The 13,810-nt window shown below is 69.3% G+C and carries 11 protein-coding genes; 7 read left to right on the forward strand and 4 right to left on the reverse strand.

The window, feature by feature from the left end; all coding sequences use genetic code 11:
- Positions 1 to 116 precede the first annotated feature (116 nt).
- From BN3385_RS04015 to BN3385_RS04035, 5 genes are all read left to right on the forward strand, one after another.
- Complete coding sequence (locus BN3385_RS04015; protein WP_059015249.1) at positions 117 to 1,427, forward strand: glycosyltransferase; 1,311 nt, start codon at positions 117 to 119, stop codon at positions 1,425 to 1,427.
- Between the two features lie 4 nt (positions 1,428 to 1,431).
- A complete protein-coding gene (locus tag BN3385_RS04020) occupies positions 1,432 to 2,649 on the forward strand; it encodes a glucosamine kinase (protein ID WP_059015252.1) in 1,218 nt (405 codons plus the stop codon).
- Positions 2,639 to 3,604, forward strand: coding sequence for an SIS domain-containing protein (locus BN3385_RS04025; protein ID WP_059015254.1), 966 nt, complete (start codon positions 2,639 to 2,641; stop codon positions 3,602 to 3,604). The genes BN3385_RS04020 and BN3385_RS04025 overlap by 11 nt, the downstream gene beginning before the upstream one ends.
- A 133-nt stretch (positions 3,605 to 3,737) precedes the next feature.
- Positions 3,738 to 4,370 carry a TetR/AcrR family transcriptional regulator gene (locus tag BN3385_RS04030; protein ID WP_059015256.1) on the forward strand — a complete coding sequence of 211 codons (633 nt, stop codon included), beginning with the start codon at positions 3,738 to 3,740 and terminating at the stop codon, positions 4,368 to 4,370.
- 58 nt (positions 4,371 to 4,428) lie between these two features.
- Positions 4,429 to 4,929: a Clp protease N-terminal domain-containing protein gene (locus BN3385_RS04035; protein ID WP_059015258.1), complete on the forward strand. Its 501-nt coding sequence runs from the start codon at positions 4,429 to 4,431 to the stop codon at positions 4,927 to 4,929.
- On the opposite strand, the gene BN3385_RS04040 is transcribed toward BN3385_RS04035, so the two are convergent.
- The 4 genes from BN3385_RS04040 to BN3385_RS27450 form a co-directional block, all read right to left on the reverse strand.
- Positions 4,926 to 6,392 carry an AMP-binding protein gene (locus tag BN3385_RS04040; protein WP_059015260.1) on the reverse strand — a complete coding sequence of 489 codons (1,467 nt, stop codon included), beginning with the start codon at positions 6,390 to 6,392 and terminating at the stop codon, positions 4,926 to 4,928. The two genes, BN3385_RS04035 and BN3385_RS04040, sit on opposite strands and share 4 nt — an antisense overlap.
- Positions 6,385 to 7,374, reverse strand: coding sequence for a phosphotriesterase family protein (locus tag BN3385_RS04045; RefSeq protein WP_059015262.1), 990 nt, complete (start codon positions 7,372 to 7,374; stop codon positions 6,385 to 6,387). Before BN3385_RS04045 ends, BN3385_RS04040 begins: the two co-directional genes overlap by 8 nt.
- A gap of 9 nt (positions 7,375 to 7,383) precedes the next feature.
- Complete coding sequence (locus tag BN3385_RS04050) at positions 7,384 to 11,598, reverse strand: alpha-(1->3)-arabinofuranosyltransferase (protein ID WP_156432543.1); 4,215 nt, start codon at positions 11,596 to 11,598, stop codon at positions 7,384 to 7,386.
- A 61-nt stretch (positions 11,599 to 11,659) separates the two neighbouring features.
- Positions 11,660 to 11,833, reverse strand: a complete 174-nt coding sequence (locus tag BN3385_RS27450) for a DUF2613 domain-containing protein (RefSeq protein ID WP_082690271.1) — start codon at positions 11,831 to 11,833, stop codon at positions 11,660 to 11,662.
- 119 nt (positions 11,834 to 11,952) lie between these two features.
- Here BN3385_RS27450 and BN3385_RS04055 point away from each other — a divergent pair, with 119 nt between their 5' ends.
- Positions 11,953 to 13,152, forward strand: a complete 1,200-nt coding sequence (locus BN3385_RS04055) for a glycoside hydrolase family 3 N-terminal domain-containing protein (RefSeq protein ID WP_059015265.1) — start codon at positions 11,953 to 11,955, stop codon at positions 13,150 to 13,152.
- A 30-nt stretch (positions 13,153 to 13,182) separates the two neighbouring features.
- Positions 13,183 to 13,809 (forward strand): TetR/AcrR family transcriptional regulator, encoded by a 627-nt coding sequence (locus tag BN3385_RS04060; RefSeq protein WP_059015268.1) that lies wholly within the window; start codon positions 13,183 to 13,185, stop codon positions 13,807 to 13,809.
- Position 13,810 lies beyond the last annotated feature (1 nt).

The following is a 13,810-nucleotide window of genomic DNA, read 5'->3' on the forward strand; positions in this document are numbered from 1 at the left end:
GCGACACCGGCCGTCGCGGAAGGGTGTTGCGTACGTCTCCCCACCCCCGTGCTGATGCGCCCGGGGTGGGCGTTGCGCAATGATCTGTCAGACCTGATCGCATCGAAGGGACCGCCATGGGAGCCACAGGGCCACTCACCGTCATGTTCTGGCCGGAGTCGGCGTACGGGCCGACGAACCAGTGCATCGGGTTGGCCGCCATCCTGCGTGACCGCGGCCACCGCATCGTGTTCGCCGCCGAGAGTTCATGGGCGGGCAAGCTGGCCCCGCTCGGATTCGTCGAGGAACTCGTCGACCTCGCTGAGCCTGCCGAGGGAGCTGCCGACGAGGACCCGGGCAAGTTCTGGACGGATTTCATCGCTGAGACCGCGCCGGAGTTCCGCAAGCCGACCGTCGATCAGCTCGAGACGTTCATCCAGCCGACCTTTCAGGCGCTGATCGACGGTGCGAAGTATTGCGAACCGCGTCTGCGGGCGATCATCGCCGAGCATCGACCCGACGTGATCGTCGAAGACAACGTCGTGTTGTTCCCGGCTCTGGTCACCGCGGCTGTGCCGTTCGTCCGGATCGTCTCGTGTAGCCCGCTGGAGATTCCCGGGCCCAACATCCCGCCGCCGTTCTCGGGTCTGCCCAGCGACGACCGCTCGGCGTGGGACGACTACCGCGCGGAGTTCGACCGCACCCACCGGGCACTGTGGGACGACTTCAACTCCTGGGTGCAGCAGCAGGGCGCCGAGCCGCTGCCCGACCTGGAGTTCATGCCGCGCGAGAACGCGGCCAACCTCTACGTGTATCCGGCCGAAGCCGATTACGTCGAAGCCCGTCCGCTCGACGGCAGCTGGACCCGGATGGATTCCAGCGTCCGGGAAACCGACGCCGAGTACACGGTTCCCGCCCAGGTCGCCGACCGTCCCGAGGGCAGCGCGCTGATCTATCTCTCGCTGGGCTCGCTGGGCGGCGCTGACGTGGAGCTCATGCAGCGGCTCGTCGATGTCCTGAGCACCACCCCGCACCGCTACATCGTCAGCAAAGGCCCGCAGGCGGATCGAATCACGTTGGCCGACAACATGGTCGGTGCGCAGATGGTGCCGCAGACCAAGGTCATCCCGCAGGTGGACCTGGTGATCTCGCATGGCGGCAACAACACGGTGACCGAGACACTGCACTTCGGCAAGCCGCTGATCGTGTTGCCGCTGTTCTGGGACCAGTACGAAAATGCCCAGCGCATCGACGAACTCGGGTTCGGCGTGCGGCTGAACACCTACGCATTCGCCGACACCGAACTCACCAGCGCCGTCGATCGGATCCTGGCCGACACCGCCTTGCGGGACCGCCTCGCCGAGATCGGCGAGAAGATCCGGACCCGCGACGGCCTGCGCGTCGGTGCCGACGTCATCGAGCAGGTGGGCCGGGCGGCGACGGCCTGATCCGGTGGTCCGCGAACTCGACGTTCTGGAACTCGCCGACGGCAAACGCCTGGCGGTAGTCGCCGACGACGAGGGTCTGGCCGCCGTACCTCAAGTGCGAGAGGGCGATCGATGGCGCCGGGCCCGGCCGGGTGACGGTGTGGCTGAAGCGCTGATCGCCCTGCTTTCGGCATCCGGTACCCGGGAGCGGGGCAACTTCGGTGTGCATGCGTGGTCGGCGCGGCCGGCGGCCGGCGAGCGGGCGGTCACGGTGGATCAGACCAACGAGTCGGTGATCGTCGGCGATGCCGCCGTAGTCAAGTGGGCGACACATTTGCAGGAAGGTCCGCACCCGGCACCATCGCGACTACAGCTGTTGCGCAGCAAAGGCTTCCGCCATATGCCCCAACCCTGGGGGCTGGTCACCTGGCGACCGCCCGGTGGCGCCGACACGTTGGTGGTGAACGTCGACGAGTACCTCCCGGCTGCCGTCGACGGCTGGACCTGGGCGGTGGAGTTGATGGCCGAGGCGGCCCGCGACGGCGCCGCGCGCCCCGCACCGGTGGTGGCTGCGGCAGCCGAGGTCGCGACCGTGATCGCCGAACTGCACGCCGCGCTGGCCGCCACCGCGAGCACGGCCACGGTTGCCGACGCCCGGCGATGGCGTGACGCGGCGCTGGCGACCCTCGAGGAGGCCCGGACGCTGTGTGATTCGCCGTCATCGGCGGTGCTGCACGACCGGCAGATCGAGCAGACGCTGGCCGGCCTGGCCGATCTGGCCGGCACTGTGGTGATCGACGGCCATGGTGACCTTCACGTCGGCCAGATCCTGCACTACGACTCCGGACGCGGGGCGGGATACGTGGTCACTGATTTCGACGGCAATCCTGTCCTGCCCCCGCAGCAGCGGGTGTTGCCCATCCCGGCTGCCCTCGACGTCGCCGGGATGGCCCAGTCGCTGGCCCACGTCGCGATCGTCGCCCGACGGCACAACGCCCTCGACGAACAGGCACTGGCGGTGGTTGATCACGCCGCACGCAGCTCGTTCCTGGACACCTATGCCCGCACGATCACCGAACTGGGTTACGCCGACATCTACGACGCCGCGCAGGTACCCGCCTTCCGCCTGCAGCAGGTGCTGCGTGAGATCGTCTACGCGGCCCGGCATCTGCCGCGCTGGATGTACGTCCCTGACGCTGCGCTGCCGGCGCTGCTCGACGAAAGGACTCCCGGTGGACGCTGACGGCTTCGTCGCGGACCTGCACCGCAAGCCCGAGACACTGGGCGGACTGGCCGATGCGCTGGCCGAGGGCAACCCGTGGGCTTCGGTGGTGCCGGCGGGCATCGAGCGGGTGGTCCTGATCGGAATGGGTTCGTCGGCTTACGCCGGTGGTGTCGCGGCTGCCCGGATGCGGGCGCGTGGCCTGGTCGCGGTCTCCGAGCTCGCCGCCTCCGCCCTGATCCCGGACTGGGGTGCCCGAACCCTGGTCGTCGCGACGTCGGCAACCGGTGGATCAGTGGAAACGCTTGACGCCCTGGACCGTCTGCCCGCCGGTGTCAGCACCGTCGCGCTGACCAACACCGCGGGATCGGCGATCACGCAGCGTTGTCAGGCCGTCGTCGGCCTGGGTGCCGAGCCGGAAACCGGCGGCGTGGCCTGCCGCACGTACCAACACACGCTGGCCCTGTTGATGGCACTCGAAGCACACCTGACCGGGGCGGATACCGGCGCGCTGGCAGCCCGCCTCAGCCGGGCGGCTGAGGCCAGCGCGCATCTCCTCGACACCGAATCAGATTGGCGTCCAGCGGTATCCGAACTTCTCCTGGGACCTGACGGCACGCACCTGGCGGCTCCGGCGCACCGATTCTGCTCCGCCCAGCAGGGGGCGCTAATGCTGCGCGAGGGACCGCGTCGCCCCGCGGTCGGCTGTGAGACCGGTGACTGGAGCCACGTCGACGTCTACCTCACCAAGACCACCGACTACCGGCTGCTCGTTTTCGCCGGATCGCCGTGGGAAGAGCAGATGGCGGAGTGGACGACGTTGCGGCAGAGCACCGTCGTCGGTGTCGGGGACACCGTTGCCGGTGCACAGTTCGCGGTTCGCTACCCCGGTGACCACGATGACGATGTCCGCCTGCTCACCGAGGTGCTGGTGCCCGAACTCGTCGCGGCCCGGGCCTGGCAGGGCCGGGACTAAGTGCGCGGTGCGCGATCGGGTGAACGAAACACCCCCGGTGTCCGTGTCGACAATGGGATTTCGTCCCACCTATGGCCGGTGCGGCCCCGCGCCACTTACCGTCATGGGTGAACAGTCGGTAGCGCGGGGGAGGATGGGCAAGGTAGGCGAGGTAGTGGTCCCCGAAGACGGCCTGGGTCCGTCGAAGCAGGAACGGATCGTCGTGGCAGCCCTCGACGTGTTCGGTCAGCACGGTGCCGCCAAGTCGACCCTGCAGATGGTCGCCGAAGCTGCCGGTGTATCAGTCGGTCTGGTGCAGCACCATTTCGGGTCCAAAGACCGCCTGGTCGATGCCGTCAATGCCCATGCGCTCGGTGTCATCAGAGCTGAGATGGCCAGACCGCTCACGGCGTCCTCGGGCGAGTCGGTGCTGGAAATGGGACGCCGGGTGAGTTTCCTGCTGTCACAACAGCTAACGGCGGTGGACTACCTTGCCCGGTTGCTCGTCGAAGGCGCACCCGCGGGGGCCGCGTTCTTCGACTCGACGGCCGAGATCGGACTCGCGCGCTGGCGGCGACTGGCGGACGAGGGCGGCACCGTCGAGAATCTCGATCTGGTGTGGGCCGCGCTCAATCCGCTCGTGCTGGTCATGGGTGCGGTGATCATGCGCCGGCACATCGACCGGCACCTCCCCGAACCCTTCGTCACCCCTGCTCAGCTGCAGCGATGGCGGGATGCCATCAACAGGCTGCTGGAGCGTGGCCAGATCCGCCGGCCGGTCGAGTAACGCCGGACTTTTTCTTAGCTGAGCTTACAATATGTTCATATTGTAAGCTCGGTCAATTATGGCCAGTGTTCCTCCCTCCGACGGTCTCGTCGGCGCCGAGCAATTCGCCGGCGCTCTCGCGACCCTCGGGGAGTCGGCACGGGCTGTAATACGGGAAGCACACGACGAGGCCTACTCCTACGCCAGCAACTTCGTCGGCTCCGCGCACGTGCTTCTCGGCCTGGTCGCCGATGTCTCCCATCGGATCACCGCAGGGCTGGAAGAGCGAGGGGTCAGCCCCGCGGTGATCCGGGGATACATCGAGCAGATCAGCGGCACGCGCAAACGGCCGTCGCCGCGGATCGTGCACCTGCCCTTCAGCCCGCAGGCCCGTGAGCTGCTGGTCACGGCGGCCGACTATGCGCGCTCCGCCGGAGCTGTGGCGACCGAGCCGACGCACCTCTGGTTGGCGATCACCCTGAATCACGGACTGATGGCCCGCCAGGTGCTCACCGACCTCAAACAGATCGACTTCGTCCGGACACTCGCCCTGCGGTCCGCTCCGCTGGCGTCGCCCTAACCGGACAGCCGCGCAATGACCTCGTCGCGAACGGCCGACCGCCGTGCCTTGCCCGCGTCGTCGCGCAATGGGGTGTCGACGAACTCCACGGTGCGCGGGACCTTGTAGTCGGCCAGCCGCTCGGCGACGAACGTCTTCACCGCGTCGGCGTCGAGATCGCCGCCCTCGGTGTGCACCAGGGCGTGCGGCACCTGGCCGAGATCCTCATGCGGCACGCCGACCACCAGACACGACAGCACCGACGGGTGTTCGGCGAGTGCGTTCTCGATCTCGGCCGGGTACACATTGCGCCCACCCACGGTGAACATGTCCACCCGCCGGTCGGCCAGATACAGGTAACCGTCCTCGTCGAACCACCCCAGATCGCCGAGGGAATCCCAGCCGTCCCGGGTTTTTGCCGTGCTGCCGATGTAGCGGTAGGTCGGTGCGCTGCCCGGCGCCGGGCGCATGTAGATCTCGCCGACCACTCCGGGCGGGCATTCGTTGCCGTCGTCGTCGAGCACCTTCATCTCACCGGCCACCACGCGGCCCACCGAACCCCGGTGGGCCAGCCACTCCGTCCCGCTGATGAAGGTCAGGGCTTGAAGTTCGGTGCCGCCGTAGAGTTCCCACACGGTGTCGGGGCCGAGCAGTTCGATCCAGGCTTCCTTGATGTTCGGCGGGCACGGTGCGGCCAGGTGCCAGAACCGTCGTAGTGAGGACAGGTCGTAGGCGTCCGGATCGGCCTGGTAGACCGGCAGCAGGCGTTGCATGATGGTCGGCACGGTGGCCAGGTAGTTGACCTTGTAGTCGGTGATGAGCCGGAGGAACTCCGTAGGTTCGAAGCGGCGCATCAGCACCAGGTGCTGGCCGGTCAGCAGCGCCAGGGTGGCCGAGGTGAAGCCGGTGTTGTGGCTCAGCGGCACCGGGAGCAGGTGGGTGTCGGTGGGCAGGTTGCCCATCCCCATCGCGATGATCTCGGCCGGGATCCGGCCCTCGCCGCCCGCCTCGATGAGTTTGGGACGTCCGGTGCTGCCGCCCGAGGGCATCGACTTCCATGACGGTGAAACCGCTTCGGGCAGTGGGGCATCGGATAACTCGGGAGCGCCGGTGAAGTCGCCGTCGACCGACCGGACCACACCGCGGGGATCGGCCCGGCCGACCAGTAATGCGCGCGGCTTGAGGTCGAGCAGGCCGACGAACTCGGCGTCGGGCAACCGCGGCGACAGCGGCTGGGGAATAGCGCCGAGCTTCCATACCGCGATCGTCGCCAGCACCCACTCGATGGAGTTGGGTAGCGCGATCGTCACGTAGTCGCCGTGGCCGACACCGAGTTCGGCGTAGGCCCGCGCCAGCCGGTTGGTGCGCGACTCGAGTTCACCGCGGGTCAGGGTTCGGCCGTCGCAGCTGACGGCAGGCCGGTCGGGGTCCTCGGCGGCCAGCTGGCTCAGGCGGGTTCCGATCGGGGGGATCGCGTCACTCATACGTACCTTGCCTGCTGAAGATGGCCCGCGGGTTGTCCACGAGCATGGTGGTGATCTGGTCCTCGGTGACACCGCGTTGCCGCAGTGCCGGCAGGACGTCGTTGTGGATGTGCAGGTAATGCCAATTGGGCAGCACCACCGGCAGCGCCGCTTCCGGGAGCCAGTCGATGTGGCAGGACGCGTCGTGGGCCAGCACCATCCGGTCGGCATGGCCGCGTTCGCACAGCCGTACCACGGTGTCCACCCGATCCTCGAAGCTCAGGATGTTGTCCAGGCCGAACCGGTCCATGCCCAGATAGGAGCCGGCGGCGATGAGCTCCTCAAGGTAGCCCAGGTCGGTGGTGTCGCCGCTGTGCCCGATGATCACCCGGCTCAAGTCCACCCCCTCCTCGGCGAAGATGCGCTGCTGATCCAGACCGCGACGGGTGTGGGCGTGGGTGTGGGTGGTGATCGGCACCCCGGTCTGCCGGTGGGCCTGGGCCACGGCGCGCAACACCCGCTCGACACCGGGGGTCACGCCGGGCTCGTCGGTGGCGCACTTGAGAATCGCGGCCTTGACCCCGGTGTCGGCGATGCCCTCGGTGATATCGCGGACGAACAGGTCGGTCATGGTCTCCGGGCCGCCCAGCGCGGTGCCCGGGCCGGCGAAGTGGAAGTACATCGGGACGTCGTTGTAGGTGTAGACGCCGGTCGCCACCACGATCTGCAGGTCGGTCTTGGCGGCCACCCGTTGAATGCGCGGAAGGTAGCGGCCCAGCCCGATGACCGTCGGGTCGACGATGGTGTCCACCCCGATGGCCTTCAGTGCGTTGAGCTTGTCGACGGCGTCGGCCTCCCGGGACGCTTCGTCACCCCAGCCTTCCGGGTAGTTGACCAGAATCTCCGGGGACAGCACGAACACGTGCTCGTGCATCAGCACCACGCCGAGGTCGGAGGTCGCGATCGGGCCTCGAACGGTCTCGACCAGGGACGGCTCTGTCATGTCACGACCCTAACGGGAAGGTGTTGCGCCCTGGTCGTTTTCGTCAGAACCGGACCGTTCGGGCAGTACCGAGGCCGCCAGTGCGCCCAGGGCGATCAGCGCGGGCAACTGCACCCACGGTGAATGGCCGATATAGCCGTCGACGGATCGCCATGGGTATCTCGACAGCAGCGCCCCCGCCAGGATCAGCCCGCAGGAGGCCGCGCCGAGAGTCAGCCGGTCACGTAGCAGTCCGCGGCCGCGCAGCGCGTAGCCGATACCCAGGGCGGCGCCGAAGACCACCAGCCCGCCGATACCGGCGATCAGCCCACCCACGGCGAGCACGCCCGCACCGGCCAGCACTGCAGCGGCCCAGGGCCGGGCGGCGACGGACGCCTGCGGCGGTCGGCGTGCGGGCACCAGTGCGAGCACCAGCAGCAGGGGCAGCAGGCCCAGCCCGGCGGCCAGCCCGGTCCGGTAGGTGGCGTTCGACGGGAAGCTCAGCGTGATCGGGCCCTGCTCACCGGCGGGTACCACCCAGCCCTGCTGCCAGCCGTTGACGATCACCGGGGTCAGCGTCACCCCGTCGGGGGCGTGCGCCACCCAGCCCGGGTTGACACTCTCGGGGACCACCAGCACCCGGGCGATCGGTGCCCGCGCCACGTCGATGACCCGACGATCCGGGCCCCAGCTGGCCGCCTTGGCTGGAGTTGTTGTCGCCGTGGGGATCTCGGCTGCCTGCGGCCCGGTCAGGGCGATCCCGTCGACGATGAAGCCCGAGCCGGGGCTGACCAGAAGTTCCTGCTTGCCCGCGGGCAGGGCGATGGGCGCCGGGTCGCAGGCCTTGGCCGCCAACGGCTCGCCGTCGAGCAGCGCGGCCACCGTGGTGTGCACCGAGGTCTGCACGAACCGGCCGGAGACGGCGACGATCGGGCCCTGCCCGCACGGGATGTCGATGGTGCGGGTGCGGTTGCGGGCTGCATCGGCGGCGGCCACCGGAGCACCATCGGGGCCCAGCACGGAGACCTCGGCCAGACCGGGCGGCTTGAGCTGATCGAAACCCAGCGCGGTGCGATCGATGATGTCGTCCCAGTTGAGCAAGCTGATCCGCACGGTGTCGGTGGTGCGCGGACGCAGTGTCACGGTCTGCGGACCGGCGTCATCGCTGAGCCTGCGGACCTGCGGTCCGTCACCGAGATCGATGGCCACCATCGTCGGATGTGTCGGCAGCGGTGAGGAACTCGGCGTCAACTGCAATCCGGTGACCTCGGTGGCCTTGGGCAGCGTCACCGTCAGGGTCGGTGCGGTCCGGTACTGCACGACACCTTGCGACGCGGTCCACGCGGTGCGGGGGTCACCGTCGGTGGCGGCATACGCCGACCCGTCGACGTCGATCAGATCGGAGTCGGCGCGCGACCGGGTGGTGCCCGGCTGGGCGATCAGGTCGGCCAGATTGGGCCCCTGGCGGGCCCGCACCCAGACGATCGGGCTCACCTGGATCGGAGCGGGAACCGTCAGCGTGCGGCTCAGGGTCACCGGTTCCTCCGGCGCCTGCGACATGGATGCCGCGCAGTGCACGCCGTCGGGGGAGTCGGCACAGCCCGGCCGGCCCAGCAGTTCGGAGCCCAGGTCCCAGGCCGCGACCACCGACCCGGTCGGTGGGGCCGGCACCACAACGGTGTGCCGGATGTCGACCGGGTGGGCATAGCCCGACGCGTCGTACTGGGTGACCGACAGATCGGTGATACCGAACTGCACGCCCGAGGAGCCGTCGTCGGTCCCGATCGCGGTGATCCGCACCCACGGCGTCTCCCCGACCGGCAGCGCGATCGTCAGCGGCTTACCCGGCTCGTCGAAACGTACTGTCGTGGTGCCGTTTACGGTCGAGACCTGAATCCGGCGGACCTGTGCACCCACCGCGGTCGCACTCGGCGTGAGGGTCAGGGTGGCGTTGGTGACCGGCCGGTCGAAGTCGACCTGCAGCCACTGGCCGACCGCCGGCTGCAGCGAGTTCGACACCCACGCCGTCGCCGAGTCCCCGTCGACGGCGGCGGCCGGTCCGCTGGAGGGCGCGACGTTGGGCAGTGCGGTGGCATCCGACGACGAACTCGACACACTCAGCCGTCCGCCGGACCAGGCGCCGTGGACGAGTTTGGCGCCCGGCACCGGGTAGTCGGGGACCCGGTTGAAGGTATTGCGGCGGTCGCCGTCGGCCCGGATTGCCGAGGAGTGGTCGTCGACCCGCCCGTAATCGGTCTCCCGGTCGACGGGGGTGTCGGTGACGGTGACCAACGGCACCGGCAGGTTGGCCTGCTGGGCGTCCGAGGTCAGCAGCACCGGCCCTAAAGCGGCCTTGCCGAGCAGGCGGCGCCGTTCGTCCAGTCGCAGCAGCACTTCGGGTCCGCCGTCGACCCGGGCCATCCGGTTCGCGTCGGTCAGATAGGGCGCGCCCGGATTGCCTTGGTTATCAACGCGATAGATCTCCACTGCCGGGTAGCGGGGTCGCAGTCCGCTGTCGCTGATGAAGCCCGACAGAGTGCCCGCACCCACCGGGTCGCCGAACTCGGCCACCTTCGTCAGGCCCGGTGAGCCGTCGATCGCCCGGTGCACCAGCAGTGGCCGGGCCGAGCGGGAGGTGTCCGGGTCGAGGTCGTTGCGCACCACCACATAGGAGATGCCCTGACGCAGCAGGGTGTCGGCCAGCCCGGCCGACGGCCGGCCCGCGGCGAACAGGCGTTGCACCGAATCCAATGCGCGAATGGTCTGGGGCGGGGTCAGCGGAATGGAATCCCTTACCCCCCAAGGGCCTTGGCTCAAGACCTGCAGGGGCTCATCGTGGCTGTTGCCCCACACCTGGGTGGCGAACGGAGCGCCGGGGGCCACCAGCACGCGGCCGGGCGCCGGGGTGCCGGTGTTGTGCTCGGCCAGCCACTGCGCGGCCTGCTGCCAGTAGTCCGGGATCGCCCGGAACGTGCCGGGCGGAGTGAGCCGGCCCGTCCAGGCCATCGAGGTGGCCACGGCCAGCGCGGCGAGCACGACGATGCCAACGGCCACCCGCTTGTCGTCCTCGGGGCGGGCGAAGGCCCGGATCCACACCGGTCGCGGCGCACTGCCGGGCAGGGGGATGCGGCTGAGCAGATGGGCGATTCCCAGCACCAGGGGGATGCGGACCACCGGCTCCAGCTTGTGCACATTGCGCAGCGGTGCGCCCGCGGCGTCCAGGAACAGCTGCACCTGATGGGCCAGTGGCGACCCGAGCCCGCCGGAGTAGCCGACGGCCAGCAACGCCACCCCGACCAGCAGCATGGTGACCAACCGGCCGCGCGCGGGCATGGACCGCAACGCCAGCCCGGCCAGCCCGCCGGCCGCCACCAGCGTGGTGGCCAGCACCATCACCGGCTGGGTGACCAGCGACGAACCCGCCGTCGCATTCGGTGAGACGAACGGCGTCCAGCTGTCGGTGCCGCGCAGCACCTCGGTAAGCGAGGTCCATTGGGTGGTCACCCCGGAGGATTCGATGAAGTCCAGGAACGGCGGGCTGATCCGGCCGAGCAGCAGCAGGGCGATCACCCACCAGGTGACCGCCAACACCGAGGCGAGCGCCCACCAGGCGGTGAACCGCCACCAGGTGCGGTTCGGCCGGTGGCACAGCCACCAGATGATGGCCGGCAGACAGCCGGTCAGGGTGGCCACCGCGTTGACCGCGCCCATCAATGCCAGCGCGATCCCGGCCCGGGCGGCCAGGACCCGCAGCGGCCTGCCGCTATCGCCCTTGAGCGCCAGGATGACCGGGAGCAGCACCCACGGTGCCAGCATCATCGGCAGCGTCTCCGAGGAGATCGATCCCAGCGTGGTCAGCACCCGCGGCGACAGCGCGAACGCCACCGCCGCGATCACCCGCGACGGCCGGTTGCCGATGCCGAGCGCCTCGGCCACCCGCAGCAGACCCCAGAAGCCGGCCGTGAGCAACAGTGCCCACCACAGCCGCTGGGTCACCCAGCCGGGCAGGCCCAGGGTGTCGCCGAGGAGAAAGAACGCCCCGTGCGGGAACAGGTAGCCATAGGCCTGGTTTTGCGCTTGGCCGAAGGGCAGGTCGCTGTTCCAGAGGTTGGCGGCGCGGGCCAGGAATCGCAGCGGATTGGCGGTCAGATCCAGTTTGGTGTCGGGCGAGATCATGCCCGGGGACTGTGCGAAGCACAGCACCAGGGCGACTACGAACGCACCGCCCAGCCAGCGCCGGGACAGCGGTGTGGTGGTGACGGGTGCCTCCGTGACCGCGGGGGAGGCGGCGGCGAGAGTGCTCAGGCTAGCCGCGGTTGCCGTACTCGACGCGGTTGAGCACCGACGACGCCGGGTCGCCCGGCGACAGCGGCGGCTTGGTGTCCTGCTGGATCATCAGCGTCACCCCGAACACCGCGGCCGCTCCGAGCAGCAGGCCGACCACGATGCTGGCGGCGGCGGGAACCACGAACCGGGTCATGATCGGGTCTCCTCTGCTGTACGGGAACGGGTCGAATCGAGTGGGGGGTACCCGCTGGTCAACCTAACACGCGTCCAACCACGGTTGGACCACGGCGGCGCTCGTGACAGCATGTCCGGATGGCCAGACGCCCGCTCTCCCTCCGCGGAATCGCCGCGGTGTCGACCCTGCCGCTTCTGCTCCTGGGTTGTTCCTCCACCGCCACCACCAGCGCTCCGGCCTCTTCGTCGCCGGTCAGCGCGACCTCGGGCACCGGGGTGGCACCGCTGGTCGGCCCGGTTCCGGCTCCCGCGGCCCCGGCACCACCGGTGTGTGGTGACCCACTGACGATGTCCACCCGCGACAAGCTCGCGCAGCTGCTCATGGTCGGGGTGCGCAATGCCGCCGACGCCCGTGCCGTGGTGACCAACTACCACGTCGGCGGCATCTTCATCGGCAGCTGGACCGACCTGTCGATGCTCACCGACGGCTCGCTGCCCGATATCGCGAATGCCGGGCCGCTGCCGCTGGCGGTCAGCGTCGACGAGGAGGGTGGCCGGGTCTCCCGGCTGACGAGCCTGATCGGGGCGGCACCCTCGGCCCGGGTGCTGGCCCAGACCAAATCCCCCGACGAGGTGTATCAGCTGGCCCTGGACCGCGGTCGCAAGATGAAGGGCCTCGGGTTCACCATCGATTTCGCGCCGGTGGTCGACGTCTCCAGCGACGCCGACGACACCGTCATCGGCGACCGGTCGTTCTCCAATGACCCTGCGGTGGTCACCGCCTACGCCGGCGCCTACGCCCGCGGCCTGCGCGATGCCGGTCTGCTGCCGGTGCTCAAGCACTTCCCGGGTCACGGCCACGGCTCCGGTGACTCGCACACCGCCGGTGCTGTCACCACGCCGCCGCTGTCGGATCTGCTGACCAACGACCTGATCCCGTACCAGACGCTGACCACCGAGGCGCCCGTCGCGGTGATGATCGGTCACCTCGAGGTACCCGGGCTGACCGGCGGGGTTCCGGCCAGCCTCAGCCCGGCCGCGGTCGGCCTGTTGCGCAGCGGCGGCTACGGCGGACCCGGGTTCAACGGCATCGTCTTCACCGACGACCTGTCCAGCATGGCCGCCATCTCGTCGCACTACGGGGTGGCCGAGGCGGTGCTGCGGGCGTTGCAGGCCGGGGCCGACGTCGGGCTGTGGGTGACCACCGACGAGGTGCCCGCGGTCCTCGACCGCCTCGAGGCGGCCGTCAACGGCGGCGAGCTGTCGATGCCGGCTGTTGACGCCTCGGTGCAGCGTCTGGCGGGCTTGAAGGGCCCGAGTCCGCGCTGCGGCGGCTAGCCTCTTCCTAAGACGGCGAAAGGCGAGATCATGGCGGCAGGTGGCACCAAACGGTTGCCGCGTGCCGTGCGTGAGCAGCAGATGCTCGACGCGGCTGTGCAGATGTTCTCGGTCAACGGCTACCACGAGACGTCGATGGACGTCATCGCCGCCGAAGCGCAGATCTCCAAGCCGATGCTGTACCTCTACTACGGCTCCAAAGAGGAGCTGTTCGGGGCGTGCCTGAGCCGGGAACTGAGCCGCTTCATCGAGGCGGTGGGTGAGGACATCGACCTCAAGCAGAGCCCGCACGATCTGTTGCGCAGCGTGATCCTGTCGGTGCTGCGGTACATCGACGCCAATCGGGCGTCGTGGATCGTGCTCTACACCCAGGCCACCAGTTCGCAGGCTTTCGCGCACACCGTGCGCGAAGGCCGCGAGAAGATCATCGACATGGTGGCCCGGCTGCTGGAGACCGGTACCCGACATCCCGAGCCGGACACCGACTTCCACATGATGGCCGTGGCCCTGGTGGGTGCGGGTGAGGCCGTGGCGGCGCGGGTGAGCGCCGGAGACGCCGACGTCGACGAGGCGGCGGCGCTGCTGATCAACCTGTTCTGGCGCGGCCTCAAAGGTGCGCCCTCGGAAAAGGAAGTCACCCCCGCCAGCTCGCACTGAC

This window comes from Mycobacterium sp. M26 (assembly GCF_001494595.1).
Taxonomy (GTDB): Bacteria; Actinomycetota; Actinomycetes; order Mycobacteriales; family Mycobacteriaceae; genus Mycobacterium.